This is a genomic window from Cupriavidus sp. GW822-FHT06G04 (genome assembly GCF_058799075.1).
Genome location: NZ_JBXALD010000003.1, coordinates 426955 through 453792, shown reverse-complemented (window position 1 = coordinate 453792; position 26838 = coordinate 426955). Strand labels below are relative to the sequence as shown.

The 26838-nt window shown below is 56.1% G+C and carries 19 protein-coding genes and 5 pseudogenes; 13 read left to right on the top strand and 11 right to left on the bottom strand.

Annotated elements, in window-relative coordinates:
* The first annotated feature begins 30 nt into the window (after positions 1-30).
* The 7 genes from AC1RKI_RS09335 (at position 31) to AC1RKI_RS09305 (ending at position 9621) form a co-directional block, all read left to right on the top strand.
* Positions 31-1497 carry a hypothetical protein gene (locus tag AC1RKI_RS09335; protein WP_492797632.1) on the top strand — a complete coding sequence of 489 codons (1467 nt, stop codon included), beginning with the start codon at positions 31-33 and terminating at the stop codon, positions 1495-1497.
* 11 nt (positions 1498-1508) lie between these two features.
* On the top strand, positions 1509-1853 hold the full coding sequence (locus AC1RKI_RS09330) for a DUF2523 family protein (protein WP_492797634.1): 345 nt from the start codon (positions 1509-1511) through the stop codon (positions 1851-1853).
* 2 nt (positions 1854-1855) lie between these two features.
* A complete protein-coding gene (locus AC1RKI_RS09325; RefSeq protein ID WP_492797636.1) occupies positions 1856-2017 on the top strand; it encodes a hypothetical protein in 162 nt (53 codons plus the stop codon).
* Positions 2010-3230, top strand: coding sequence for a zonular occludens toxin domain-containing protein (locus tag AC1RKI_RS09320; protein ID WP_492797638.1), 1221 nt, complete (start codon positions 2010-2012; stop codon positions 3228-3230). The genes AC1RKI_RS09325 and AC1RKI_RS09320 overlap by 8 nt, the downstream gene beginning before the upstream one ends.
* A 2006-nt stretch (positions 3231-5236) precedes the next feature.
* The gene (locus tag AC1RKI_RS09315) at positions 5237-7258 is read left to right on the top strand and encodes a hypothetical protein (protein ID WP_124684261.1); all 2022 of its coding nucleotides are present in this window, start codon (positions 5237-5239) and stop codon (positions 7256-7258) included.
* 24 nt (positions 7259-7282) lie between these two features.
* A complete protein-coding gene (locus AC1RKI_RS09310) occupies positions 7283-8290 on the top strand; it encodes an ATP-binding protein (RefSeq protein ID WP_124684262.1) in 1008 nt (335 codons plus the stop codon).
* A gap of 578 nt (positions 8291-8868) precedes the next feature.
* Positions 8869-9621, top strand: coding sequence for a hypothetical protein (locus AC1RKI_RS09305; protein ID WP_137924358.1), 753 nt, complete (start codon positions 8869-8871; stop codon positions 9619-9621).
* 907 nt (positions 9622-10528) lie between these two features.
* Here the strand turns inward: AC1RKI_RS09305 and AC1RKI_RS09300 are convergent.
* Entirely contained in the window at positions 10529-12262 is a 1734-nt protein-coding gene (locus AC1RKI_RS09300) for an SAVED domain-containing protein (RefSeq protein WP_224039289.1), read from the bottom strand.
* Between AC1RKI_RS09300 and AC1RKI_RS09295 the strand changes: the two are divergent.
* A pseudogene (locus tag AC1RKI_RS09295) lies at positions 12210-12428 on the top strand (transposase domain-containing protein); the annotation flags it as partial. The gene AC1RKI_RS09300 and the pseudogene AC1RKI_RS09295 overlap by 53 nt on opposite strands.
* 15 nt (positions 12429-12443) lie before the next feature.
* Here the strand turns inward: AC1RKI_RS09295 and AC1RKI_RS09290 are convergent.
* The 3 genes and pseudogenes from AC1RKI_RS09290 to AC1RKI_RS09280 all read right to left on the bottom strand — a co-directional run bounded on the left by AC1RKI_RS09290 (position 12444) and on the right by AC1RKI_RS09280 (position 15303).
* Positions 12444-13670, bottom strand: a complete 1227-nt coding sequence (locus AC1RKI_RS09290; RefSeq protein WP_043355374.1) for a hypothetical protein — start codon at positions 13668-13670, stop codon at positions 12444-12446.
* A gap of 322 nt (positions 13671-13992) precedes the next feature.
* Positions 13993-14115 (bottom strand): annotated as a pseudogene (locus AC1RKI_RS09285) (hypothetical protein); the annotation flags it as partial.
* A gap of 42 nt (positions 14116-14157) precedes the next feature.
* On the bottom strand, positions 14158-15303 hold the full coding sequence (locus AC1RKI_RS09280; protein WP_043355372.1) for a sterol desaturase/SRPBCC family protein: 1146 nt from the start codon (positions 15301-15303) through the stop codon (positions 14158-14160).
* Between the two features lie 165 nt (positions 15304-15468).
* On the opposite strand from AC1RKI_RS09280, the gene bsrA reads away from it, so the two are divergent.
* Positions 15469-16383 carry a LysR family transcriptional regulator BsrA gene (gene bsrA / locus AC1RKI_RS09275; protein WP_043355370.1) on the top strand — a complete coding sequence of 305 codons (915 nt, stop codon included), beginning with the start codon at positions 15469-15471 and terminating at the stop codon, positions 16381-16383.
* Between the two features lie 586 nt (positions 16384-16969).
* On the opposite strand, the gene AC1RKI_RS09270 is transcribed toward bsrA, so the two are convergent.
* From AC1RKI_RS09270 to AC1RKI_RS09250, 5 genes and pseudogenes are all read right to left on the bottom strand, one after another.
* On the bottom strand, positions 16970-17992 hold the full coding sequence (locus AC1RKI_RS09270; protein WP_043355368.1) for a LacI family DNA-binding transcriptional regulator: 1023 nt from the start codon (positions 17990-17992) through the stop codon (positions 16970-16972).
* A gap of 124 nt (positions 17993-18116) precedes the next feature.
* Positions 18117-18749, bottom strand: coding sequence for a tripartite tricarboxylate transporter substrate-binding protein (locus AC1RKI_RS09265; protein WP_253074069.1), 633 nt, complete (start codon positions 18747-18749; stop codon positions 18117-18119).
* A gap of 121 nt (positions 18750-18870) precedes the next feature.
* Positions 18871-19313 (bottom strand): annotated as a pseudogene (locus tag AC1RKI_RS09260) (transposase); the annotation flags it as partial.
* Between the two features lie 221 nt (positions 19314-19534).
* Positions 19535-19996 (bottom strand): group II intron maturase-specific domain-containing protein, encoded by a 462-nt coding sequence (locus tag AC1RKI_RS09255; RefSeq protein WP_224039293.1) that lies wholly within the window; start codon positions 19994-19996, stop codon positions 19535-19537.
* Positions 19997-20024: 28 nt separating this feature from the next.
* Positions 20025-20387: pseudogene (locus AC1RKI_RS09250) on the bottom strand (transposase); the annotation flags it as partial.
* A gap of 215 nt (positions 20388-20602) precedes the next feature.
* On the opposite strand from AC1RKI_RS09250, the pseudogene AC1RKI_RS09245 reads away from it, so the two are divergent.
* Positions 20603-21613 (top strand): annotated as a pseudogene (locus AC1RKI_RS09245) (IS110 family RNA-guided transposase).
* Between the two features lie 582 nt (positions 21614-22195).
* Here AC1RKI_RS09245 and AC1RKI_RS09240 read toward each other — a convergent pair.
* The gene (locus AC1RKI_RS09240; protein WP_377747427.1) at positions 22196-22534 is read right to left on the bottom strand and encodes a DUF5615 family PIN-like protein; all 339 of its coding nucleotides are present in this window, start codon (positions 22532-22534) and stop codon (positions 22196-22198) included.
* A 259-nt stretch (positions 22535-22793) separates the two neighbouring features.
* Positions 22794-23441: an IclR family transcriptional regulator gene (locus AC1RKI_RS09235; RefSeq protein WP_043355366.1), complete on the bottom strand. Its 648-nt coding sequence runs from the start codon at positions 23439-23441 to the stop codon at positions 22794-22796.
* A gap of 94 nt (positions 23442-23535) precedes the next feature.
* Here AC1RKI_RS09235 and AC1RKI_RS09230 point away from each other — a divergent pair, with 94 nt between their 5' ends.
* The 3 genes from AC1RKI_RS09230 to AC1RKI_RS09220 are packed head-to-tail and all read left to right on the top strand — an operon-like array spanning position 23536 to position 26828.
* Entirely contained in the window at positions 23536-24519 is a 984-nt protein-coding gene (locus AC1RKI_RS09230) for a Bug family tripartite tricarboxylate transporter substrate binding protein (protein WP_043355363.1), read from the top strand.
* A gap of 24 nt (positions 24520-24543) precedes the next feature.
* Positions 24544-25413 (top strand): VOC family protein, encoded by an 870-nt coding sequence (locus AC1RKI_RS09225; RefSeq protein WP_052495072.1) that lies wholly within the window; start codon positions 24544-24546, stop codon positions 25411-25413.
* Positions 25413-26828, top strand: a complete 1416-nt coding sequence (locus AC1RKI_RS09220; protein WP_043355360.1) for an aldehyde dehydrogenase family protein — start codon at positions 25413-25415, stop codon at positions 26826-26828. Before AC1RKI_RS09225 ends, AC1RKI_RS09220 begins: the two co-directional genes overlap by 1 nt.
* Positions 26829-26838: the final 10 nt, after the last annotated feature.

Sequence of the window (26838 nt, the reverse complement as noted above, 5' to 3'; positions counted from 1 at the left end):
TTTCCTTTTGGCGTTCAGGGGGCGCGCAACGTGAATAAACGTCACATGGGATGGTTAATAACAGGGCTTGCGATGGCCCTGTTTTTCATTGGACAGGCGCACGCGGTCGATACGTGGATTACGTTCGATGAGAACGGCAACATCATCGGGTCATCCAGTGCAGCGCAACGCAGTCAGTTGTTGCGGGATCTCAGCGCCTACAACAGCGGCCGGGCCCCGATGCCTGCGAACGCCATGATTAATGGCGGCATGGTCACGATGGAGCGTGCTGCGACGATGCAGCTTGGTGCCGGATCTGGCCTCGGGTCTGCCGTGCGTGTCGCGCTCAAGGATATTGTCACGTCGCCTGTCGCATCGATTGGCAAGGGTGTCGCCAGTGTTGCTAGGGCCACGCCTGCCGGTATTGCTGGGACCGTTGCGGCCTCTATCTTGCTCGATGCCGGTATCAGTTGGGTCAACGGTCAGTGGACCAAGGCCGGAGTTCCTGAGCAAGCGCCCAATGGCACGCCCTATCCGTCGTCTATGGGTTACTGGGAGGTGGCTGGCAATTACAGGAGCGGTTCATATGAGCAGTCTTGCTCTATGTACGCGGCGGGGATCACTGGTGGTCAGTTCACTTACAGCTATTCCGGGTTTCGATCTGTCGCTCTCAATACCGGCTACTGTCAGCTTCGCCGCGTTCATGTGCCAAGCGGTGAGGTCGCAACCGTAGAACAGCAGGCTGTCCAGCGTCCTGGTTGCGCTTCTGGTCATACGTTGTCGAATGGCACTTGTTATCCCCCTGGCTATGTCCCGCCCAAGGATTCCGCGCCGGCGACGGATGCACAGATCCAACAGGCTGTTACTGATGGTCTTTCCAGGAATCCTTCACAGGCCATGGACGTGCTCAAGAACATCTACGACAACGGTGGATGGGTGCCCTTGGACGTCGCTGACTCGGCCGGTTGGACCCTTCCGACTACGCCGGTCAAGGGACAACCGTCTACCACCACCGGCAATAGCACTGCACCTAATGGTGACTCGCTCACTACCACCAGGACGACGACGCCCACGCTCAACCTGGGCACGACTGGCAACACGGCCGGCAACAACGGTATTACCTACAACGTCACGAACAACACGACCACGACTACGACCAACAACACCACTGGTCAGACGTCTACCGAGACCGAAACTCAGGACGCTCCTATCACCTTCACTGATGCGGCGATGCCGGATCTTCCCAAGCTCTATACGCAGAAGTATCCCGAGGGTCTGGCTGGCGTTTGGCGGTCCAGTGCGCCGGACGTGCAGAACACCCAATTCTTCCTGGGCGTGAAGTCGATGTTTCCGAGCTTTGGCGCGGGCCAGTGCCCGGTCTGGCGGATGAACTTCGCCATTGGGAAGATGGGCAATTTTGGCACTGGCGATCTCACTGTGCCGTGCTGGATCTTCCAGGCGCTTGGGCTCGTCGTCCTTGCTACAGCGGCCTTCACGGCCCGGAAAATCATTTTCTGAGGGGGTATCTCATGGGCGCGTTTTTCACCGCGATCCTGGCGAAGTTTGCCGCTCTGGCTTCCTGGCTTGGATCGCTCGTTGTCGCCGCCTTTGCAGCGTTCTGGCTGCTCGGCACCGACCTGGTCTGTTGGGTATTTGAAAGTGTTCTTAAGTTGACCGGCACGTTGCTAAACGGCTTGCCTGGCACTGACGCATTTCAGGCTCTCAATCCTGCGCAGTACATCAGTGCCGCGCCGGCCGAGCTGGTCAACATCATCGGTTTGCTGAGGGTCGGTGAGGCCCTGGCGATCATCCTGGGCGCGATATCGATCAAGTTGGTTCTGCAGCTCGTGCCCTTCACACGTTTAGGGAGCTAACCATGTCGTCTTTCCATATCGAAGATCTCTATGACCTGGCTAACCAGATCGAAATGAAGCGGCAGGAGGCTGTCGAAAAGGCCGAACGTCTCTCTTACCAGTGGGAGATCGTCCAGGCCCGTATCGAGCGCCTTGAGGCGCAGGAGGCCTGCGGCGATGATTAATCTCCTGCTTGGTGCGCCTGGTGGCGGCAAGAGCTATGAAGCGGTTGCTTTTCATGTGTTGCCCGCTCTCAATGCAGGCAGGCGCGTTATCACGAACCTGCCGCTTGTCCTCGATGAGTTTCCGCCTGAACAGCGTGCTTTGCTTGAGCTCCGGTCCCATGCGAAAGGCAAGGCGGAGCGCCGCTCTGGCCTGGCCGGTGTCCTGGGCGAGTCTGCTGACGACGAGATCTTCACCAGGCCGTTTTCGACGGTCGAGTGCTATGGCGACCCATGGCGGCACCCTGATAGCGGCTCTGGCCCGCTCTACGTCATTGATGAGGCGCACATGTGTCTTCCCAGGGAAGGCACCGGCCGTAAGGTGCGTGAGTGGTACGCGATGCATCGTCACGAACTGGCCGACGTCCTGTTGATCACGCAGAGCCATGGCAAGGTTTCCAAGGACATCGTTGACCTGGTGCAGGTTTGTTACCGCGTTCGTAAGGCGACTGCCTTCGGCTCCAACAGTGGCTATGTCCGCAAGGTTTTGGATGGCGTCAGGGGCGAGGTGGTCAATACCTCGGTCCGGAAATACGACAAGCGGTACTTCAAGTTCTACAAGTCGCACACCAAGAGCAGTCAGGCCGGGGCAGAGCTGGCCGCCAATGACATCGTTCCCCTCTGGAAGCGTTGGCCATTTCTCGGCCTGGCCATCTGTGTTTGTTTGTTCCTGGTCTTGTTGGGGAGTGGTAAGCAAATGAACCCGCTCAAGCCTCCACAGCACCAGGCCAAGGTGATCCGGTCCAGCTCCGCTACACCTGGTCAGCCTGTCGCTTCGGCCGCGGCTCCGCATAGCCCCACAGCCGCGCGCACGGAGGAGCACGGCGATAGGGGCGGCGCGGCGCCCGTGCCTGATCGCAAGGCTCCCCAGGTGGCCGGCCCGTTTGCTGGGCTCGGCGTTCACCTGATGGGGCGGGTCAGGCTTGCGTCGGGCCGTGAGGTGTATTCCCTGGTCATGTCTCAGAACGGCCAGCGGATCTTTTCCACGAACTCCGATGAGCTCGTGGAGGCAGGCTACAAGGTCAAGCGTGTCAGCGACTGCGCCATGTCGTACAGCTATCACGATGTTGAGATGGTGGCCGTTTGTGACGCACCGCAGGTCGGCGTTACGCCAGGGGAGGGCGTTATTGCCGACCGTCCAAGGCCTCAGGTAGCCGAGGTAAGTTCGTCGTCTTGAAAGGCGTGCCTGCTGCTTGATGAGGGCGTCTAGCGTCAGGAGTGTCTGCGCGCTCGTCCGCACGATAGAGCGCGACTGCAACTGTCCTGTGCTCGTATCGGTTCCGGCCTCTAAGGCCACTCCGCAGACCGAGTAGCGGGCGGCGCGAAAATTGATCTATCGGCGTACGCGATCGCGGACCGACACCTCATTGCAAGCCGGCCTCCGGTCTCACAAGTGCCGACAGTACTTAACGGAGCATCGGGCCAATGTGTTTTGCCGCCACAAGCAACAACGTCATAACCAGCCCAAATGCAATCAATTTGACTGTCCAGTGCCATTCAGAGCCGGGTATGTCTGGAGGCTGCGGACCAGGTTGCGTTTTGCTCGGCGGCGGGTCCACGCGATGGGCACGCGGATTGTATGTTGCGCGTTTCACGGCGTCGCCCTGTTCTGATGCTGGTCTACGCCAGGACGATTCCTTTCCTTCACTGCGTTGGTTGTTGCGCTCGCGCCACCAATCTCTATCGTAAATGCCCATTTTTGACCCCTTGATGTTTTCGGCAGATTGTAGCTGTTTGCGTCAATCCCACTCTGGGCGCATGCAATGAGAGTCCTACTTGCCGATGAAGGTGACATGGACGATGAAGACGAATTGAAGCAGATCGCGCGCGAGATTAGGCACCTGTACTACTACATCCGAACGCTACGCCGTGGCGTTCACGATGCTGCTCGCAGGCGATACTATCGAAAGATTGAGGTCAAAAAAAAACGCCTGCTAAATGCAGGCGTTTCGAGGCGAGAGGTGCTTGATCTGTTAGCGTGTTGCCGATCAGCAAGATGCCGTTTTAGGGCGTGTTTGAGTCAGACGACGAGAAAAGTGATGGGGTAAAATCTGATAAGAATTATCTACTTACGTAGACTTTGTCGCTGCATTCAACACATATTTTCGTCTTTTTTGGGGATGAAATATTCTATCGGTTCTACGCCGAAGATGTAATTGTGTGTCTTTTTCGGGAGCGACCGCAGCCGTTGTCATGCTGCCTATGTCTCCGCTGGCGTGTGAGCGCCGCCTACCCGCCCCTACCTCCCTTGAGCTTGCAGGCAAACGGCGAAAGCCTTGGTTCTGCGCTCTTGTCTCAGAGCTCCTAGTAATCGCCTGCAGTTCATGGAGTTCATTCCGCTCCACTCCACACATTGTCCCCGCAACCGAAAGTATTTTTTTGGGGAAAGTCCTTGGGTTTAAATGCGAATTTTGCGATTTTCTGATAATAAAAAATATTAAAATTATGCGCACTATGCAATCAGTTTCATAGGGTTACTGATACCGTTATCTACTCACAAAATTTTCTACCATATATTCTCCAAGACTCGCCGTTGTGACTCATCATGTATCACGCCGCAGACCAGCACAGATTGAGCCCGGCTGAATTTGTTAGAAATCCAAATCGCGGCCACGCGTCGGTCTATTTTTTTGATTCCCCAAAAAATGATCGTCGCTTTGGCATTTTCGGCGTGGTTGCATTTTCGCATTTATTGCTAGCCGAAGGAAATCCTGAAATACTGTCGTATCTTCCATCCAGGCCACCAAAAGAAAAATCTGAAAAAAAATACAAACAAACAGTTGATGTTTTATATCAGTCTGGCAAGACGGAGTGTTGGCACTTCAATCACTCTAGGAACGGGGAACCCACGCGACACAAGAATAGGATAACCAAGACCGAAGGCGAAATCCGAATGGCGCAATGGCTGCCCCATAATTGGATGTTGCTATGTTCCTATCGAACACGCGTTAGAGGAGCTATAGACCCGAATCCCAGGGCCCTCCCAGGATTAATTAGCGCCAGAAGTAGCTTCACGCTCCAGGAGGTTCTCGCACTAGAAGATTGTGATCCCGCACACTTACTTGCTAGTGTGGCGCGCTACTTGGCAAACGGGAAACTTAAAACCGAACTTCGTACTAGCGCATTTCACCGACGTTCCCTTCTAGAACGGGTTGAATAATGGGCGGGGGCGCGCGGAGATCGTTGATTCAACAATATCACGGTGAGCTTGTCGACTGGCCCCATCCCGATATCACCGTTCTTGACGATGCGACTCGTCGAACGTTTCTGAATCGAAAGCTTGCCGTTGAGTTATATGCTGCCGATATTCCCTACGGTGAGATTCAAGAACAGACAAAATTCTCGCCAAACGAAGTGAGGCGCTTGCTCCGACGATGCGTGGCATCAGCAGGGGAGGGGTGTATTGTAGGATTTTATGCGTTGCTTCCGAGTTTTCGCATTAAGCCTTACTTCAGAACGAAACCCATTATTGCGAAGCATCCATTGGCCGATCAACGCTCTAGTGGTTACGCTGGCGCGCTGGCGCAGTTATTCGAAAAGTTTCCTGATGTCAAGAAAGATTTAATACAAAAATTCTTTCTGCAGCCGGATAAACAAAAGAAGTCAAAAAATAGCCGTTCGCCGCAGTTAGGGCCGCAGCCTTATATTGAAATACATGGCGAGTTTCTTTCTGAATTACGGACAAAAGGGGTTGGAGAGAATGAATGGCCCTTCCTGACGGAAGACAAGGGTAGACGATCCCTTTTGCGCTTCCTTCATTCTTTGAAGAATGAAAGATCAGAGCGTGCGGTAAAAGCCAGAATGGGTGCTGAGGCGACTAACAATCTAGGACATGGTATGGGTCCTAATGCTCTCATATCGCCACTTCTCCCGTTTGCAGTCGTAGAGCTTGATTACACAGTTATTGATATTCCCACTCATGTTAGGGTGATTGATCCCAACGGTACAGGGCATTTGATACCTATATCTCGTTGGTATCTAGGGTTGCTGGTCGAGGTAAAAACAAGCGCAATTTTGGGCGCACATATCTCTCTGGAAGTTAACCCGAGCGCCGATTGTGCGTTGCAGACGATGTTGAGCAGTGTGCCTGTCGTGTTAGACGCACGGAATTCTGGTGACGTTCGCATTGAGGTACGTAGCACCAATATGGATTTTGTTGCACGCGGCCCCACCTTGATATGCTCGTTGATACCGCAGTTGGCAGGGCAAGCATTCAGTTTGCTTAGGGTGGATAACGGTTGGTGCAATATTGCAAATGATTTTGTAAATAACGTTATTGATGTATTTGGTTGTGCCATTGAGTTCGGCCCCCCACGTGCCTGGTGGGGAAGGTCGTTAGTCGAAAGGATCATTGGGGTTTCAAAAGAACGCGGAGAGCATCGCCTGAAGGCCACATACGCGTCGGGCCCCGACGATGTTCGCCGGCCCCCCGATGTCGAACAGCTCGGTTTAAATGACGGAATCGACCTTGATTTTGTGGTCGATATGTTGAATGCCGTTGTCCGTGAACATAATACTATCTCAACCGGTGATCGACTTAATGGTGCAACTGTAATTAATGTTCTGCAAAGATTCGTAGATAAGCATGAGCTTCTATGGGTTCCACAGCCTCTACCAAGATCTATCAATTCAAATGATCGACTCCTTATGCACCGACGAAAGGTGGAGGTTAGGGGAGAATGGGGCGTCCATACGCGTAGGCCGTACATTAATACGGCATACTGCCGATATACAAATCCTCGTATCGCTTCTGATTTTTCTATGATAGGAAGAAAAGTGTTTGTCTACATCAATCGTCTCGATGCGAGAGAGGCATGGGCAAGTGACGCGGAAACTGGCGAGAATTTGGGCAAGCTATACGGTGAGGAAAAATGGGAAAACTGGCGATGTGCATTGCGGGTCAGAGAACTGGTAGGCGCAAAAGCAAAGGGACGGCCCCGAGGCCGGAGCCCCGATATTTATGCTAGATCCGGAAAAGTAGATTATGAGTTTGTAACGAGCGAAAATAGCGGCGAAAATATCGGAAAAAAAACTGCGCTTGCGATAGCGAAAGTAGCTCGGGATAGCTTTACTGGTTCGAAATCAGCATCCCTAAAGCCGGCCGAAGAAGATAACCACAATAATAATGTTGGGAGTGATAACGATCTGCTTCCAAATATAAATCCGCGCGGAATATTCAAGCTGGATTCGGGGAATAAGAAATGATTGCGTGCGATCGTGGAGAAAGAAATGGATGAGGGTCATCTTCGAGCATTAATGCTGCAGCACCCGATTATATCCAAGAAGAGCAGAGCGGAATCACCATTATGGACACTCCCGATATCGAATTTTTATGACAACGCCAGAACTTTATTGTTTCTCAGGCAAAGTTTTTTCATAGAAGAGATCGCTGGCGAGGGAAAAACCATCATGATGAATGTCCTTCGTGAGCGGTTACCAAGAGATCTCAGCGAAATTCACGTACTCTCTTATAGAGGCTTAAATAGGGAAATATTTTCTCATGGTGGATTTGTGAGGGATTTGCTTTATACGGTTAATCATGCTGCTCTTGATGGAAATTCATACGAATTAAGTCGGAGATTGATTAATGACATTGTGGCTTCTGCACTGGAGACTAATTGGAAGCTAATTGTGATGCTGGTTGACGAAGCGCAGGCCCTTCGTCCTATAGATTTCGGTTTTATCAAAGATCTGCATAATGAATTAGAAGAGGTGAGGATTGATTTCGTCGTGATTTGTTGTGGCGAGTCTCCAAAAATTCGTGAATTATTCAGAACCTTATCCAGTGAGCAGCAAATAGGCTGCCTGGATCGGTATTTTAGGCATCGGCTGAGACTCAGCGGATATGGATTGGAAGAGCTGCAAGATCTGCTTGAGGTGATCGACGTGAAAAGATGGCCGACGGATTTTGGACCAACATGGACAGAATTTTGTTTTCCACTCGGATATGCCTCTGGCTTTCGCCTAGCTAATCAAGCCAGTTTATTTTGGCAGGCAATGAAGGAGGTACATCTTATAAGAGACGATAAAATATCAGAACCAAGTCAAAATGGAAAATTGCTTTCGAGGCGTATTTTCGATGCTCTTGGGTTTTTAGCGTTTAAGGGTATGGATAAAGATTGCCCAAACTTCGAGTTTCCAAAGGAAGATTGGCAGAGTGCCGCTAAGTTTGCAGCTAAATCGGCCTGGGATGAAAAACCGGATGCCACGGATAGACCAGACTGCTCTCAAGCTTAGGCATGAAAGACGCTCACTGGTGCGGTGGTGGATTAGATTCGATACCAAATGAGTCTTCATTCGGGTATTTTCATCGGTTGTGTTGGCTGAATGCAGTTGGCATGCAAGCCGCAATGAGGTTACTCGATGCTCCGAATTTTCCCACGCGCACGCAGACTTTTTTCGGCAAGCTGAAACGAATCCGCCATGTCATAGAGCGAGTTAACTTCAATAGTACTAGGTTTCCAGAGGAGCGTTCGCTGGTGGCTGGGGAGGTTTCAAATTTGTTGGGCGCCATTTTTACTAGTCGCCTTAGATTTTGTCCCGTTTGTTTGGAGTCCGGATATCACTCGATCTGGTTTCAGTGTAGCAAGTTAGCGCGATGCCCGATTCACAATGTTGATATACATGATCGTTGCATGAAGTGTAGTAGCCTTCTCTCCGATATAGGTATTTTGGAAAACTTCAGAGAGGCGCTTCATTGTCCGGTATGTCACTGTGCATTATCGGGGGCGCCCCTTAGTCCAGGAGTTTTTGTCGAAAGCTACCTCCACGAACATCGAACCCACGTAAAAATATATCGACAAGCATTCTCTACGTTGAATGAGTGGGTAGAGGATGTCTCCGCTCGCGGTGACAGTTGGATCGCCTACTCCAACGTCGAAATATGGGCCGCGGATGCGGAATGTGCCTTTGCGATTGCATGTGCGCTGGCAAAGCCTCCGGAGATATTGGAACGGCCATCATGCAACGGCGTAGCCCTGTTCTGGCAACGACATTTGGCGGGAAATATGTCATTCGTGCCTTTGTTTACTATTAGACGGCGCGAAGACGAGCTTATACGCGTTGTCTATTGCTGCACTTTGCGGCTTCTGCGTTCTTATGCTGCGGGTATTGCGAGCTCCGGGAGGGTTCCGCTGAAGCAATTTGTCGTCTTCAGGAAGGGCGACGGAATACAAGTCAGCACAGGGGATGCACGAGTACAGGCCTACCTGCTGCTACGCTATTTTGTGGAACAACCTGCCAATAGTGTTATCGCGCTTGATTCAGCAGTAGAACAGGTGTCGCCAAGTAGAGATTTGGGATGGTTTCTCTCCAGGGACGAGAACTCGAGAGCATCGACCCGAGCAGGAATTCTATTGGCGTATGCGACAATGCATCGTGCGATTCGAGAAGCAGCGACCTCCGGATTTGTGAAATGGGATCGTCTGATCGAACTGGTACAAGGTGTCGTCATGGCCCATCAATACTCGGAGACTGTCGAGCGGGGAGTCGTAGTATTCCGGATGCCCGTGGGAATGCCTTTGGCTCCGTTTCGGCCTTTGCCGAATCTTCCCCGCATTTCTGCGTAAGAAATCTGAAATCGGGCATCGCACGGTGGTGGTCGGAGTCATGCGCCAACTCGCCAGCAGCGAAAGCACCTTGAAAGCGGGAAAGCCAGCACGCCCCTTATGATCCCGAGAGGGCGTGGTCGGACCTTCAACGGGCCGATATTTGAGGCTGTGTGGCCGAAGGAAGCACAGTTTAGACGTCCGGCCGTTTCTCATGAACTCGCCGGGCTTTGCGTCAGTGCCGCTGCAGCGTTTCGAGCTTCCTTGGCGGGTATCCGCCATCACTTTGTTTTCGTTGGAGGCAGGCTGGAACGAAAACTAGTTCCGGAGGTAGCGAATGTCACCCGATCGGCAGCGATGTCTTGCCTCGAACTGTTATGGATTCTGTGCGGGCCAGCTTCTCCAGGGCATACCGACCAGTAGGCCGAGTGCCCGATCAACTCTCGGCAACTGACCCAACGTTGGACATTGATCGGCGCTTTCAATGGCTGGAACGCCGCCGCACGCTCCAATACGAGTGATTCTAAGAAAGCTGACGGTACATGCGACGTGAGCCACTCCGCGTACGCGCTGGTTGCGCTAGCGTAATTCGTATTGTGCAGAGCCGGTCCAACCCTGTGCATGGGAGCACGTGCGATACAACTTGTTGCCTCGGATTTCATATTGAGGAACTGCGCTCCAGCTGTCTGCATGCGACACGGTACGGTACACCTTATCGCCACGGATCTCATACTGAGGCAGGCCAGTTCAACCGCTAACATGGGACACCGCCCGGTAGACCTTGTTGTCGCGAATCTCGTATTGCGGGAGGCCAGTCCAGCCATCGACGTGGCTCACCGTTCGGTAGCTTTTTGCCATCACTTTCGCCAGATATGTCCCACACCAAAGCCACATCGGCCCAGTCATTCGGCAATGCCTGACGCGCGTGCTAGGTCGGGAGCGTCAGGGAGGCTTGATAGCCGCCGCCAAACGCGCCCTCGAAGTCATACTCATACAAGGTTGTTCGTCCCATACCCGGCTGACGCTGGCCCAGGAAGAACGTAAAGGCGTTGGGCGCCGCAATAAAAATATGCATTGGAGGTTTCACGTCCTTCCGCTCCATATTGATGCGCTGAACCAAGGCTTCGGCGAGTTCGAAAGCGTGCCTGCCGCTTGCGACCGACTGCGCTCCCGATCCGCACGACGGTTTCGCGACTAATAGCTTGCTGACGCCAGGCAAGGCGGTGGCAATATAGCCGCGCACCGCGTCGGGAATATCGTGGGTGAGCGCAACAGCCACGGCCATCTCTCCTGACTCTGACGTCAAGTCTTCCACTTCAAAGTTCCACGTCGGCCAGTCTGGATTGGTGAAAGTGTCCGTCGCGCTCCAGCTTTGCCGGTCGATCGTACGCTGCTCGATTTCCACGTGCCGTCCAGACTTGATGTTGACGACGGACCCAGCGGCAAACGCCAGCGTCAAGTGGGCGTCTAGCGCCAGGAGTAACGGTTGCGGTTCGCGCGCCGCGTCAATGAGAAAGCGCTTGAGCGCGGGGTACAGGTTGCCGGTCCAATCTTGCTGGTCGCGAATGGCCCGATCGTTGAAATACGGTATCAAGTCCAGGACGGTGCTGCATCGTTCCTCTAGTCGGTCGAACGCGTGCTCGAACGACTTGACACCCACTAGTGTCCTTGGAGAGTTCCTTTTCGCAAACAGATTCTCGCGCTGGCAGGCGTCCCGAAAGGTGTCCCGCGTGAACTCGAGGCGACCCTGGGCGAGCCATTGGAAGACGATGTCGTCATACCGGAAGCTACTCTCGTTCAGCGGTATGCGAAGCAGTCCCCGGTTCTCGAAGTGCATGTCCAACAGTTCGCGGAGGTCATCCAGCGATGTGGAGTCGGTGTCGAGCGAAAGCGTGCGGGCCAGTAGACGCAATTCGGCATCGTCGATGCCCAGATGTTCCCGCCACAGTTTCCGGATCCGGCCTGTCGCCGACGCATCGGTCTTCGTGCCAAACAACTGCTCCAGGCGAATGGCTTTGTGACGCTGATGGATAAGGGGTCGGAGCGGGTCGGTCTGCGCGATCCGCCAGTTGGTTAGCAATTTGAATCGGACCCCGATCCCGTCTTTCGCGTGGGCGTGCTGAGCATTTCGGGCCCGCTGAAGAAAGGAAAAACGATTGGCGTTGATCCACTCGGGATCTATGAGGTCGCTATGTCCGAAGTCGCTTACCGAAACGTGCCACTTGCATTGCGTGTACTCCCGCAGGATTGGTTTTCCTTCTGGGTCATTTGGTGCACGGCTGGGGTCATATTCCACCCATACGTCGTCGAAGCCTTTGGGACCGGATTCGAAACCCACGCGAATGACGGGGCTGTTAGGGTCAAGCAGGCAAACGGCCTTGCGCCAGAAAATCCGGGCCTGGAAGTTGTCGCCGTCCCGACGCACAGGCGCTTTAGTTATCGGCAGTCGATAGCTGACGCGCGGCGGGACATGCATCCGCATCGATGCCGTAGCCCAGCAAATGCAGGGCCGCGGCATGGATCGACGCGTGTTCGTTCGATATAGCTCCCGCGAAGCTTCCATAATTGCGAACTTACGATAATTTCGATTATGGAAGGGCTTCCATAATCGAAAGGCATGGCTCTTCGCAGACACCGTGGCCGGCGCCAAGGCAAGCGCCATGATCTATAGCCTGATGCTGACGTGCCGGGCCTGTGACGTCGAGCCATATGCCTATCTGCTCCACGTGCTCACAGAGTTGCCACAGCGAACGCCAGACGCCGACATCAGCGACCTGTTGCCGTTCAGCTTCGCCCCGCCGAAAGCCGCCCCGCCGCATCCTGCCTGAATACGCTCGTCGCACTCAAGGTGTGCCGAAACTGGCGCTTACGATGGGCAAGCCCTTTCGATGCCGGGCGCCATAGTTGACCAACGTAGACGCGTTGCTCCGCAGGTACCCGCAGACCTTATCTAGATTCCACCACAGCGTACTGAATTCATACCCCGCTCTGGTCAGGAGCTGCGCGTCCAATGCCTTGATGCGCTCCAACGCTTTGCGGCCCTTGCCATGCCACGCGAGCCACTTGGCGTGCGTGATTTCGGTCTCTATCGACTCTCGTTCCAGTGAATCGATAACCTTACTGCCGAACACGGAACGCTGCGCCGCTTTGAACTTCATAGCGATGTGGAACCAATCGAGAATCCTGCCGCGTGCGAGCTGACTGCCCCGGATGGTCTTCTCAAATTCACCGGCGTCGTCGCTGATCACGGTAACGCGCTCGTCGGTCGCCACACCGTTTCGAGTGAGAAATTGATCCAGCCGCGCTACTGCCGAGGTAACTTCCCGGTGCACATAGGCATAGAACTTTGGCGGCCTGTCGGTGAACGTCGCTCGTCCAGCGATGAGGTTGACATGTCGGCCAAGGCCCCTCACCGAGTCGCAATGCCGCAACCACGCCGAGTCAACGCTCACGGTCGCGACATGGCTGGATTCGCGAACCTGGACGCCTCCGTCGAAAGGGGGCAGCTTCGCAATATCACGCTCGATGTCAGCGTCGAGTTGCTTTCCGATAGCACGAATCCGATTTCGAGTGCCGCTGAACGAAATGCCCTTGTCCAGAGGCAGTATTTCCTTCAGCATCGCCGTGGCCTGCCGATATGGCAGATGGCTTGCCCACTTCGCCTGGAGGTATTCCAGCTCTGGCGTGGCGCGATTAGTCAGCGCTTTAGACAAGGGATGGATCACGGATCGTGGCGTCGGCACAGTCCGTTGGCAAGCACACGACCACAGCCTCGGACTGTTCACCATCACCTTGCCATACACCGTGCGCACCACCGTCGAGCGCTGGTCCTTGTGGCTCAAAGCCGCCCCGCAACTCCTGCAATGAGTCTGGCCCGAAAGCCATCCCGCGACTTGTTTCGAAACCAGCTCGGTCTGAACCTTGGCCAACAGCGAGCGGCCCTCCGCGAGGGTCAGGCCCAGATCCGCAAGACTACCGTCACGGCGCTCGATCACTGCCAAAACGCCCTCACCGGCATGGCCAATATCGCTGCCCTCGTCCGCCAACCTGGCTTCGATGATCAACCGCATGGCTTGCTCCCACCGTTGCGATACCGATCAGCCTAGTTCACATACAACCGGCGCGGTGCCTAAGCGGCACTTTCTTGGTGTCCTCCCCAACCTTTGCACGCTCTCCAACGGATAGCGAGAAGATGTTGTTCGAGCGTGAGAAACGCAAATACAATGCGATGCATAGGCCAGTCTGTTCTGGTTGTCGTGTGGCGCCTGGAAAACATCGCACGATATCAGAGCAGTACTGGCCTTCCTTATGTCCGTTGCGTCTCGCGCTGATTGCGGAGATGTTCAGAAAATCGCCCCAGCCGTTCGCGGGATAAACGGCCCTCCCCAAACCTCAGATTGCGCGGGACGTAACAACCCGCAGCCGCAGAAGCTCGATATTGGCGCGGCCATACATTTGGCGCTTGAGGAGCTTGAGCCTGTTGACATGACCCTCCGTCTGGCCATTGCTCCATTGCAGCCTGACACGCGCGGTGGAGCCTGCATGCCCCCATGCCCTTCATGTCGCCTGTTTGGAAGCACAATCCGTTTCTGCCGCGGGAAGAACACTCTCGGAGACGCTGCGCAGCTTGTGAAGCAAGGCAACAGAGTCGCGCTCAATTCGCTTACGCAAAACCAGCCGATCAGCCATGCGGGCCACCACACTGGAAAACCGATACTCCAGCGTCCGCACGAAGCGCGTGCCAGTGGCTGTGCCGATGCACTCATACGTGACGAACATCTCAAGACCCCGGTTGCCACGGGCCCGGGTTCGCCAGAGCCGATCCGGAAGACTTTCCACGACTTCCCACTGCAACTTGCCTGCACGGCCGCCGACGTACGCAAAGTGGCTCCCAACCGGCAGCGACCCTCCCTGCCCGGTGATCGCTACGTGGTAAGGATGCCACTCGTGCCAACGAAGCGGAGTACTCACGTAGGCCAGTACCTGGCTTGGCGTCCGGGCGATATCAATGGAATGCTGCATCTTGACGGTGGGGACCAGGCTCTCGCTTGCTTCTTCGGGCTCCCAATGAAGGGTTCCATAGATCCAGTCCCACAGTGGAAACACTACGGCGAAGTTCTTGGTCTGCATCAGGTCACGGCGGTGATGCAACTCATGCAACCGCCGCATGTGGCGAATCCACGGCAGGCGACAGATCGGATTCTGCGGCGGGAGGTGCTCGCAGGCATGAAAGATCTCGTAGCTGAGATAGCCGCCCAGTAGCGTGGCGGCAAACAGCGCAGCGACGTTCGCATTGACCAGGCCGATGATCGACCAAGCGAGCAGCGCGCCAATGCTGTAGACAACGATCAGCCATGCCGGGAACAGAATCACCCGCCAGTCCTTGGCGAACTCGTAGCGCATCTGGTCATCTGCGAAAAAACTATGATGGTCGCCCGTGTGGCGCTGGTAGAACGCCTTCGCGAATCGCTTCTTGTTGTGCCCGAGACCCTTATGGGTGCGGTACTCGCCACTGCTGTAGAAAATTAAGGTGGCCGGCACAGTTAGCCACTCCACCGCGCTGACGTGGTCCAACTTGTTCAGCAAGAAGAGGATCAAGGTCACGCCGAAAACAAGAACGAAGCCAGCATGCAGCCAGGGGTTGTAGTAAGGCGAAATGTTCGCCCGGTATTTCTTCCGGAAGGTTTGGGTATCAAAAGACATGATCGGCTCTCAAAGACTGTTGCGCTGTCGGGCTCGCGATACGTGGCCAGTTCCGCCAAGCCCCCGCGGACCTTTCTGACGTCTGGCGCCAGTAGGTCGCTTGGTGTTGTAGTCTATTGGTGCGATCATTTTCATTCCAATGGATATTGATGATGAGAATTATTGATGAATCAGAATTTGCAGCAGATTGATCTCAATCTCCTCTTCGTGTTCGACATGCTGATGCAGGAGCGCAACCTGTCACGCGCGGCCGAGCGACTGCACAAGAGCCAGCCGGCGGTGAGCAATGCGCTCAGTCGTCTGCGCGAGCAACTGGGGCAACCTCTTTTCCGCCGTACCGCTAAGGGACTCGAGCCCACTGCCGGGGCGATGACGCTGCACGTGCCGGTACGGCAAGCCCTGCGCTTGCTGCAGGCAGGGCTTGCCGTTCAAGAGAGTTTTCAGCCGGACACGGAGCGAACCTTCCGACTGTCGATGAATGACTATGGGCAGCTACGGCTGTTACCGAGCCTGATGACCCGGCTGATGGCGCTGGCGCCGCAGGTGAAGCTGCAGGTACTGTCGGACGAAGGTGCCCTGATCCCGCAGCGACTGGCCAGCGGAGATCTGGACTTGGCGATTGATTACCTGTACTTCGACGACGCCGATTTGCTCTACCAACCGATTCACGAAGAGCGCCTCGCAGTTATCGGCCGACCGGGCCACCCTGCATTCAGGGAAGGCCTCGACAAGACGGCGTATCTGGCCGCACAGCACGTCTCGCTCTTGCCGCGAGCCGGCCGCGGCAGTCCGCTCGAGATCGTCCTGGGCTCGGCCAAAGTGCAGCGCCATGTGCAGTTGCAAGTTCCGCACTACCTGACCATTCCAGCCATCGTCGCCAGCACCGATTTGCTGGGTACCGTGCCCTGGCACTTGGCCAGGCATTTCGTGCACAACTATGGCTTGCAGCTCGCGGAGCTTCCTTTCGAAACGCCTGCGGTGCAGGTCAGCTTGATATGGCACCGTCAACAACAACACATGTCTGGTCTGCAATGGCTGAAGGAGCAAATTGCGCAAGTTGCACAGACCGAATCGAGCTGATGTGGCGGGCCTCATTGGGCTGCCTGCGCGATGGATCTTTGAATCCATAGTGGCGCTGCCTGCGCTGTGTCGGGAAATCGGGCGGCGCGTTCGAGCCCTGCAGCCGCACCAATAAAATCAAGGGTTTACAGGGGTTTTCCTGTAAACCCTTGTGCATTTTGCGGTCTATGTAACCGCCATGTAACCCGATTGGATCGCCGCGATCCATCTGGAACCATGTCCTGCCTGCGCCTACAGTTGCTTCGTGCCCCATTTGCTCGTGTGGCACATAGGTCTCGCGCGATAAAATCCTACCCACTGCATCAAAGGGGACCGGGGTCGTGTCACAAGCAACAACGCCACAAGAATGCGTCGCTGCCGCAAGGCAGCTTTATGCCGTTTTGAAAGGGCATCTCGATCGTCCAACTTGCACCAGCAGGATGTGCGGAATTCCCTCGTGAGGCGATGGGCCTCGATGGAAGACCGTTCAACGTCATCGACCGTCAGACCAAGGCTCGCGAAATCATGCGGCTATGGGAAGCCTTGGGACGATCAGGACAGTAATGCATGATGGCAAGGTGTTGCACTTTTGATTTGAGGCCGCCATTTATTGTCGAGGTGGCGCAGTACTTTCGCGAATTACTAGGTCAGGCTCGAACTCGGTCTGGATGTTTTTGGCTCCTCCTTCGATCTGCTCAATCAAGTTGCGCGAAGTAAGCTCGCCAATCAGAACGGGATTCGAGTGCACTGTCGTTAGCGCGGGTGTTACCAGTTCCGCCATCTGCCAGTCGCCGAAGCCTGTGACAGAGATGTCGCTCGGAACCGAAAGTCCCAATGTGCGGCACTCCGCGATCGCCGCCACAGCAATGAAGTCATTGATGCATATCAGGGCGGTCGGCTGTTCCCGATGCAACAGCAAGTCCTTGCGCTGCAGGCAGACGCGCACCGCTTGTCGCACAGCAGATGCATCGTAAGGGGTCGGAAAAATGCGGTTATCGGGTAAGGAAATGTCGTTCTCGCTGAGGACGTCTCGGATCCCCAGAAGCCGTTGAGACGATAGAAACTGAGTTTCGAGAGGACCTGGGAGCACTGCAAACTGCCGGTGTCCTTGTTTGACTAAGTAGGTGGTTAGCCTGCGCATAGCCAAGCGGTTGTCATACCCCACCGTCGGATGCATCCCTTCGCGGTCCACGGCCCACATTAGTACATACGGGATAGCGTGCTTGTGTATCAGCGAGAAGACTTCGGGATGATGTTGTGAACCGATTATTGCGATCCCGTCCACTCTACGCTCCAATAGGGCGCGGGCGCAGCGCAATTCGGTCTCACTGTCGTCCCGATGGCAAGTCAACAGAACGGTATATCCAAGCCGGTCGAGCTGGGCCTCCAAGGTATCTACTGCTTTGGCGTAAAGTTCATTCATCAGTGTCGGCGCAATTATGCCCACCGATCGCGTGCGCCCCTGACGTAGTTCGCGAGCCGCCGAGAAGGGAACGTAGTTGAGGCTTGCAATAGCGTTCTGCACTCGCTCCAGCGTGTCAGGTCGCAGCCTATCCGGCGATGTCAGTGCACGGGAGACTGTTGCCGAGGAAACGCCGGCGAGGAGGGCGACTTGCTTGACATTCACCATATCGGGTCAGATGTTATCTTCAGCCGGAATGACGGCCGTCTGCCATCCATTGTAACGATTGGTAGTCGAAAGCAGTTCCCGTCGTTGGAGGGTTCCCGAAGACGGATCGACATCCCTGGTGAGGCTAGTCGAGCCGGACCTTTGCTGAATCTGCCACTCGCTTCCACTTCGAAACTTCGGCGCGAAGCAACGCATTGAACGCCTCAGGCGTGCCGCCTGCGATCTGCGCTCCTTGAGCCATCAGCTTGTCGCGGACCTCCGGATCCTGAAGGGCTTTGTTGAACTCGCTGTTCATCTTAGCAATGATGGCCTGTGATGTCCCGCTCGGGACCATGAACCCGCCCCAGGAAACGGCTTCGTATCCGCTTATCCCGAGCGCTTCATCTACCGTGGGCACATCGGGCAGTGACGGTAATCGAGTCTTGCTCGTGACCGCGAGCGCCCTGAGCTTTCCACTCTTGACTTGCGGCATTCCCGCGAGCGAGGTGGGAAGGGCAACATTGATCTGCTGACCGAGCACGTCTGTGAGCGAAGGCGCGTCTCCCTTATAGGGAACGTGGTTCATCTTGACGCCAGCCATGGTACTAAGGAGTTCCCCGGCCAGATGGCTGCCCGAACCATTGCCGGCGCATCCAAAGGTGATCTGCCCTGGCCTAGCCTTTGCCATCGAGACTAGTTGGCGCAGGTCCTTTATTGGCGAATTTGCTGCTGTGACGATAATGAGCGGCACCGTTGTCACTAAGGAATTGCTGATCAATGAGGTTTGCGCTTGATGTTGCACAAGCCAAGGACTTCAGCTTTCGCAATCCGGGAGAGATGGGCCGATTCAAGCCGTCTTTCTCGCGTTTCGCACCTTTCCTGGTCGCGCTTTTGCGCGCTCAGGACGGATTGCTCCCCTCTAAGGACAACAACAGCCTCCTGGCGAACACCAGATTCGCCAAACCAAACAGGCTGAACAACTGCGCCGTGTTCTTGAACAGGCCCTTGTAGCGAACCTTGCGATGACCAAACAGATTCTTGATAACGTGGAACGGATGCTCAACCCGCGACCGAATCTGTGCCTTGACCCGCTCGACGGCGATCAGCAAGTCCTTGACGGCTCCGTCACACATCGCCTTGATCTTGCCGCGCTTGACGGCCACCTGCCACTTCACGGTCTTGCCTTGCATCTCCTCGCGCTTGTCCACGCCCGTGTAGCCCGCGTCGCCAAACGCATGCTCCTCGTGGCCATGCAGCAAGGCATGGGCCTGCGACACGTCCGACTCTTGGCCGCTGTGCCCACCACGCTATGCACCAGCCCAGAGGCCGCATCCACGCCGACGTCGGGTAGCAGCGGCGCATTTCTGCGCCACTGCCCCCTAAGGTAGGGTCGAGAACTGGCGCGCGCACCTTCAGGTGCCGGTGGTGATTCCACCGCTTTCGCGATGGCCCGCAATCCGGCGACCATAGTCACGTTTCCAACTCCCGCCACGTCAAACGCAGCATGCGGTTTTCCCGCACTACGCTTTCCTGTTTGCTTCATGTCAAGGTATATGGGACCTATCATGCCGGGGCCGCTTTCGTCGATGGTCGACGACGAACCCGATAGCCGTTGAACAGCTTCAGTTCGTCATAGAGCCACCGCCTACTCCACGTCTTCCAGCCGAAGCCCCGACGATTCCGGGAGCGCTCCAGATGGCGCCTGACCTTCTTTTCCACCCAGTCCTGGATGAAGCTGAAGCACTCACTGGAGTGTCCGACCGCGAAGTAGTTCACCCAGCCACGTAGCACCGGATTTATCAGTTGCACCACCCGATCCACCGGCTGCGACTGGTATCGCCTGAACACCTCCTTGAGTTTGCGCAGCAACGCCGTGCGTTTCTTCAACTTGGGCGTATAGTGCGCTCGCCACACCTGTCTCTTTATGCTGCGCAATCGACGGAAGTCGAATCCCAGAAAGCCAAAGCTCTCACCGCAGTCCAAATCCACCGTGCGACTCTTCTCTTCATTGACCTCGACCTGCAACTTGGCAAACTCTTCCCGAAGCCGTCGGCTTTCGCGTCAGTTCATGCTCGACGAGCAGGCGGCGAAACTTCAGCAGCGTGGTCGCGTCTGGCACCGCCTCGACTGCCAGGTCGATCCCGGCAAACGCCCGCATCGCCATGCTGTCGTACAGCGCGTCTTGCAGTGCCTCGTCCGACAGCCCGTACCACTGCTGGAGGAAGTAAATGCGCAGCATCCGCTCAAGGCCGATCGGCGGCCGGCCACGTTTGCCCTTGGGGTAGTACGGCTCGACCGCCGCAATCAGGCGCGCCCACGGCACCACGCTCTCCATCTCCGACAGGAAGCGCTGGCGGCGCGTCACACGCTTCTTGCCGTGACTTTCCGCTTCCGCAAAACTGATCTGTCGCTTCATCACAGGACCTGAATCATGGACACGCTCATGACAACGCGCTCACCCAATGCCTCGATGACTCGCGCACTGATTTAATCAGATGGTATGGACGCCTCCCCCCGGCAACGGGGCGCCGCTTACCTGCAAGAGTAACTGTAAGGGTCCTCGCTGCCATGGCATCCCTATGCCAAAGTGGAGGTGTCGATTGCAAACGACCCTGATCGGGACGATCCAAAATGAAGCTTACCGTCATCGGCATGGATATTGCCAAGCATGTCTTCCAACTTCATGCGGTGAATGCCAACACCGGTGAAATCGAGCGCATCAAGTTGAAGCGGAGCCAGGTCACCGACTTCCTTGCTCAGCGGGAGCGTTCACTCATTGCCATCGAAGCTTGCGGCAGCGCCCACCGTTGGGCACGAGAACTGCAGAAGCTCGGCCACGAAGTGAAGCTCATCTCTGTGCGATCGGTTCGTCCCTTTGTGTTGCGTAATAAAACCGACGCTGCCGATGCCAGAGCTATCTGGACAGCAGTCCAGCAGCCCGAGGCGCGGTTTGTTGCGATCAAGAGCGAGCAGCAACAGACCATTCTGGCGCTGCACCGCATCCGGGCTCAACTGATGAAGTTCCGGATCATGCAGACGAACGCATTGCGCGGCTTACTCTATGAGTTTGGTGAAGTCCTTCCGGAAGGATCTCGGGAATTTGCCGAAAAAATTTCTGGTGCGCTTGCCAAGATCGCGAATCGCTTGCCAGCCATACTGATCGACAGCCTACGAGAGCAATGGGCACGCGTGCAGGCAACCGACAAGGAAATCGCTGTGCTGGAACGTCGGCTCAAGGTTGCGCTTTGCGACAATCAGGAATGCCAGAAGATCGCTGAAATTCCTGGCGTGGGGCTGCTAACCGCCACGGCTGCGGTGGCTGCGATCGGCGATGCCAAAACGTTTCGCTCCGGGCGTGAGTTCGCTGCCTGGTTAGGCTTGGTACCGAAACAAACGGGCACCGGTGGTCACGTGCGCCAGCTTGGCATTAGCAAGCGAGGTGACACCTACCTGCGCACCCTACTCATACACGGCGCCAGATCGGTGATCATCAAAGGCGCATGAACCGCCTGGCTCGACGGATTGCTTCAGCGACGTCCTTTCAATGTAGTGGTGGCTGCCGTAGCCAACAAACTCGCCCGGACCATCTGGGCGGTGCTAGCAAGGGATACGAGATACACGGCACCCGCCATGGCTGCATAGCCAGGTGCGTGGCCCGCCTGAACTGACTTCTTCTCAAGGAGCGCAAGCATTGATCGCATGATGGCTAACAGGTTGGACCGGGGCGAGGAAAACCCGATAGGGAATGTGAGCAGCAACGCTCGATGATCAGATGAGGACCTCGCCAGCGAATTCCATATGGGCCAGCAGGCTGAGCGGCCTGCACAAAAGGGCCGGACATAGGCGTGCTGCCTTCACCTGTCGACCACCATGTCAATCGGCTTGCAATCCGGGAGGCGTCCACATAAGGCGATTCCCTAGTGACGGATCGCGCCGCAGCAACTATGACAGTTGTGCATCGCCAGAACACCGGGTTGTCGCGCCATCATCAGTACGAGCACGCTGACAACCAAGGTGGCCGCATTGATCTGGAGTATCGGATGCGGGCTCAAAGTACTGGCTACTGAGCGGCCCCAGATCTCAATGCCTTTACGTTGACCGCCAGCCAAAGCGGCAGTGTCGCAGACACCACGCATCAGAACAGCTTCGAAGATTGATCCTGCCCGGCAACTTTCATGTCGCAGAATCGTCTGCGTAGCTAGGTACGCCTCCGCTACTCCCAAATTAGGGCGTCATCTCCTGGATGCAGCTTGATGCGGGTTTCAACGTGCCTTCCTTCGGCGCGAGTATGCCTGCGGACGGTCCATTCTCGATCGTCTGTTGCGAAGATATTGGCGCCAACATGGGCGTTGCCGTACGGGGCGTTAGTATGCGCAAGTGATCTGCTAATGCGATTTCCAGCGTCCCATTGCCAGTTGCAGCTAGTAGAACGACCACGCCTGGGTTACGGTGAAATGGGAAGCGCTGATCATCCAAGAAATCAGAATCGTGCGTCAGTATGATGCGTCGCGTTTCACAAGCCGTCGCGAAACTGGCCTCGTCGGCGTGTCCAATGAGCGCCATGCTAGGGTAAGCCGCCTACTTTTCCGATGAGAGTAAGGCGTCCGGGCCAGCCCTTGCGCCCGCAGCGCTCGTGCCGCCGTGATGCCGTGATGCCGTGATGCCGGCGGCGGGTGCCCCGACGACTACGATGTGCTCACGGGAAATCATCAGAGATCCTCGTGAACCTCGATTGCAAGCGCCGGACAGATCCCAGCGGCCAAGCGGGCAGATTCGTGTTGATCAGTCGACGGTTCCGCACCCGGGGCGATGAGCGAACTCCCTACGCTGGCCCCATCCCAACAAGCCTTGAGACCATCGCTGCGGCATTCTGAAGTGTTGGAATGATTTCATTCTCGATCCTTTCGGGTGTCGCCTCGGCTGGCGATGTGGAAATCCCGATAGCCAGCTGGCGGTTGCCAACCCGAGCAAGCGGGACTGCAACTGAGATCTGATTGCTCTCTGGATACTCGACCATCGCCCATTCACCGACCCCGAGGGTCAACGCCTGTGTGAGCGCGCTACTTGGAGGCAGGATGCTTCCAACCCGGAGATTCATCACCACGAGGCGACGGCGTTCCGCGAGTGCCATCGCCCTTCCAATAATGATCACCCCGTCGGGGTTCGCTTCACCCAGGTTGGATGTTCCTGCGTACGTGTCAGCCAGTTGCTGGAGCATCTGCTGAACCGAGTCTGTCACTCCCAAACTTTCCAAAGCAGCAAAGCCGATTTCGAAGACTCGGGTAGTCAAGCGCCATTGGTTGCCCTCGCGCGCGACATATCCCTCCTCCTCCAAAGTCAATAGAAAGCGCAGAACGGTCGGGTGCGGCAGGTCTACGGCACGCGACAACTCCGCCAACGTAGGTCGCCCGTTCTCTCGGAAAGCGCGCAGCACCGCTAGACAGCGTTGGATCGATCTATTATTCTTCATTCGTACACCCTGTGTACCGCTAGTTCACCTAGTGAACATCATAAACCAGGTGCCCTTGAGATGCAACCTGCTTCTTGAGGTCAGGAGACAACGAATGAAACGATGGATATTGGGCTTTAGCGCCGCTGTGGTGGGGTGCTGGGCAGCGACCGGTCAATCTGTTGCGAACGCCAGCGAGTCCTGGCCGAGTCGCCCGATCAAGTGGGTCGTGCCGTATCCGCCGGGCGGCACCACTGACATGCTGGCACGTATCGTCGGTGCCAAGCTCTCTGAACGACTCGGGCAGCCCGTGGTGATCGAGAACAAGCCAGGCGCTGGGGGCGATGTTGGCACGGCCTATGTTGCGAAACAGCCCGCTGATGGATACACCATCGTTATGGGCAATATTGGTCCTATTGCCATCAACCCCACGCTTACTCCCGACGCTCGCTTTTCTCCCACGCGAGATCTCGCGCCGGTGACGCTCCTGGCGGAGGTTCCCAACCTGCTGGTGGTCAACCCGCAACTGCCGGTCAAATCGGTGAAGGAACTCGTTCAGTACGCGAAGCAACAGCCCAATCCCTTGTCGTACGCAACGCCTGGCAACGGAACATCTTTGCACTTGGCGGGTGAACTGTTCGCTTCGACAGCGGGCCTGCGCATGGTTCATGTGCCATACCGCGGTAGCGGCCCCGGCCTGAACGACACGATGGCAGGCCATGTACCGATCATGTTTGACAACATGCCTTCGGCATTGAATCTCGTAAAAGGCGGAAAGGTTCGCGCACTCGCCATCACGAGTGCTGTCCGTTCCCCGTTGCTGCCGGACGTCCCAACGATGACTGAAGCTGGTCTGAGCAACTATCAGATCACTGGTTGGTTCGGCGTCTTGGTACCTGCCGCAACGCCGAAGCCGATCGTCACCCGTTTGGATGCCGAAATTCAAGCTGTACTCAAGATGCCTGACGTCCGCAGCAAGATTGGCGACATCGGCGGAATCATCTCTGGCGCAGGACGAGATGAGTTCGGCCGATTCATCCAGCAGGAGTCGGCGAAATGGCAAAAGCTCATTCGTACCGCGCACATCACCGTGCAGTAGGTCAGTTACTTTAAGGAAGAAGCAATGTTGAACTCGGTTGACAGAATCCTCGTTGCGGTGCGCGACCTCGATCAAGCAGAGCAGAACTACAGGGAAGTACTTGGGGCGCAGTATCTTGATGAGCTTGCAAGCGACCATCTGAATGCCCGTGGCCGTAGCCTGGTAATCGGCGAAAGCACGGTCGAACTTTGGACCCCGCGGGGAGCAGGGGTCGTAAGTGATCATCTTGATAGCTTCGGGGAAGGCCTCTTCTTTGGAGGGGTCTCGACAGCTAGCCTGGCTGAATGCCAGAGGTTCCTTGCCGAGCAAGGTATCCGATTTGCTGAAGCCGACGGCCGTCTCTATTTGAACGCGGGCGGCCTCTATGGCATGCCACTCGTTGTCAGCGAAGCGGCAGCGCGGGTTCGAGCGAATGGTCCTGTGTCGTTTCTGTACGAGCTCACCATGGTTCTCAGCACCGACTGGCGAGAAGTCGCGGATTGCTACGCGCGAAAACTGGGCCTGCAGCGCGACAAGGCAGTAGACATCACGTTCGCGCGATTTGGCTATGAAGGCACGCTGCTGATGTTCGCGCCGGATCGTCTCGATCGCATCGAATTGGCTGAAGCGCATGATCCCGCCTTTGCCATGGGCAGGTTTTCGGGCAAGCGAGGTGACGCACTTTACATGTGCTACATCGAAACGCATGATTTGGCGGACGTAATCAGGCGACTCGAATCGCGCAACGCAAAGTGGACCCGAAGGACCGACACGGGCAAGCCCGAGCAGGACGGCCTCTGGATCCATCCGAGCGCGCTGAATGGCGTCCTACTTGGTGTATCCCGAACCTCGTTGGCGTGGGGATGGTCCGGTAGCCCCGAGAAAGTCGAAGAGATTTCAGAGGTGCAGTCGTGATGCCGGAGATCTTCGATCAGCAATACATCGGGGGATCGTGGCGCCGTGCTTCTGGCACACAGCTCATCGACGTAGAGGACCCGAATACTGGCCTGGTATCGGCCCAAATTCTTCCAGGTACCGAGGAGGACGTCGGTCTCGCCTTGGGTGCCGCGCAGAACGCATTGGCCAGCTGGTCCGCAACATCCGTGTCGGACAAATGCGCAATTCTTAATCGCCTAAAAGACCAACTCACAAATCGGCAGGAGTCGTTGGCCGATGCTATCGCGGCTGAGGTTGGCACGCCCTTGAAGATCTCACGCATCGTTCAAGTCGACTCGCCCATTCGGAACATTGGGAACTTCGTAAAGCTGGCGGAAGGATTTCCATGGCAATCGCGAACGGGCCCATCTGTCATCGTCCGGGAGCCATTCGGCGTCGTGGCATGTATCACGCCATGGAATTTCCCGCTTCATCAGATCATTCTGAAGGTGGTGCCCGCGCTTCTGGCCGGGAACACAGTCGTGCTCAAACCAAGTGAATTGACGCCCCGAACAACGCGCCTTATCTGCGATGCCATCAATGACGCAGGCTTTCCTTCGGGCGTGGTGAACGTTGTGAACGGCTTGGGTGCGGTAGTGGGCGCAGCGTTGGCGCGAGCTGACGGCGTGGACATGGTTAGCTTCACAGGATCCACGGAAGCGGGTCGTGCAGTGTCTTGCTTGGCCGCGTCGACCATTAAGAAGGTGACGCTGGAATTGGGCGGCAAGTCGCCTTCCTTGGTATTGCCGGGTGCGGACCTGACTGTGGCCGTCAAGGGAACGCTCGCTTCCTGCTTCCTCAACAACGGTCAGACTTGCAGCGCGCTGACCAGGTTGATTGTTCACTCGCGTGATGTGTCGGCCGTCGAAGCCCTGGTGAAGCAAGAACTCGCCAAGTTCTCTGTCGGATCCAGCCTCGTCGAAGGCCATCGGATCGGCCCGCTCATTTCTGGCAAGCAGCGTGACCGCGTGCAGGAACTAGCGGAAAAAGGGGTAGCGGAGGGCGCCACGCTCATCGCGTCAGGCCAGGATGTTCCGCCTGCAGGATTCTTCGTCAGCCCGAAGGTGTTTCTCACAGATCAACATAACTATCTGGCCAAGGAAGAGGTGTTTGGCCCCGTGCTCTGCGTGATTCCCTACGACGAAATCGACGACGGCATCCGCATCGCCAACGCAACGGTGTATGGCCTGGCGGCGGCCGTTTGGGGCGATCCTGACCTCGCACTCGACGCCGCTAAGAAGATTCGTGCAGGACAGGTCGATATTAACGGCGCCCGATTCAACCCCGTAGCGCCCTTCGGCGGCTTCAAACAAAGCGGTGTTGGCCGGGAGGCGGGTCACGTCGGTTTGGATGAGTTCCTCGAGTACAAATCTATCCAAATGAACGAGGGATGACGGGATGTCT

Coding starts and splice junctions, on each gene's coding strand:
- AC1RKI_RS09280 (WP_043355372.1), bottom strand. CDS start 15,303: ATGTCTTTTGATACCCAAACCTTCCGGAAGAAATACCGGGCGAACATT.
- AC1RKI_RS09235 (WP_043355366.1), bottom strand. CDS start 23,441: ATGAAGAATAATAGATCGATCCAACGCTGTCTAGCGGTGCTGCGCGCT.
- AC1RKI_RS09240 (WP_377747427.1), bottom strand. CDS start 22,534: ATGGCGCTCATTGGACACGCCGACGAGGCCAGTTTCGCGACGGCTTGT.
- AC1RKI_RS09325 (WP_492797636.1), top strand. CDS start 1,856: ATGTCGTCTTTCCATATCGAAGATCTCTATGACCTGGCTAACCAGATC.
- AC1RKI_RS09290 (WP_043355374.1), bottom strand. CDS start 13,670: ATGCGGTTGATCATCGAAGCCAGGTTGGCGGACGAGGGCAGCGATATT.
- AC1RKI_RS09320 (WP_492797638.1), top strand. CDS start 2,010: ATGATTAATCTCCTGCTTGGTGCGCCTGGTGGCGGCAAGAGCTATGAA.
- AC1RKI_RS09270 (WP_043355368.1), bottom strand. CDS start 17,992: ATGGTGAATGTCAAGCAAGTCGCCCTCCTCGCCGGCGTTTCCTCGGCA.
- AC1RKI_RS09310 (WP_124684262.1), top strand. CDS start 7,283: ATGGATGAGGGTCATCTTCGAGCATTAATGCTGCAGCACCCGATTATA.
- AC1RKI_RS09230 (WP_043355363.1), top strand. CDS start 23,536: ATGAAACGATGGATATTGGGCTTTAGCGCCGCTGTGGTGGGGTGCTGG.
- bsrA (WP_043355370.1), top strand. CDS start 15,469: ATGAATCAGAATTTGCAGCAGATTGATCTCAATCTCCTCTTCGTGTTC.
- AC1RKI_RS09300 (WP_224039289.1), bottom strand. CDS start 12,262: ATGGCGCTTGCCTTGGCGCCGGCCACGGTGTCTGCGAAGAGCCATGCC.
- AC1RKI_RS09330 (WP_492797634.1), top strand. CDS start 1,509: ATGGGCGCGTTTTTCACCGCGATCCTGGCGAAGTTTGCCGCTCTGGCT.
- AC1RKI_RS09225 (WP_052495072.1), top strand. CDS start 24,544: ATGTTGAACTCGGTTGACAGAATCCTCGTTGCGGTGCGCGACCTCGAT.
- AC1RKI_RS09220 (WP_043355360.1), top strand. CDS start 25,413: ATGCCGGAGATCTTCGATCAGCAATACATCGGGGGATCGTGGCGCCGT.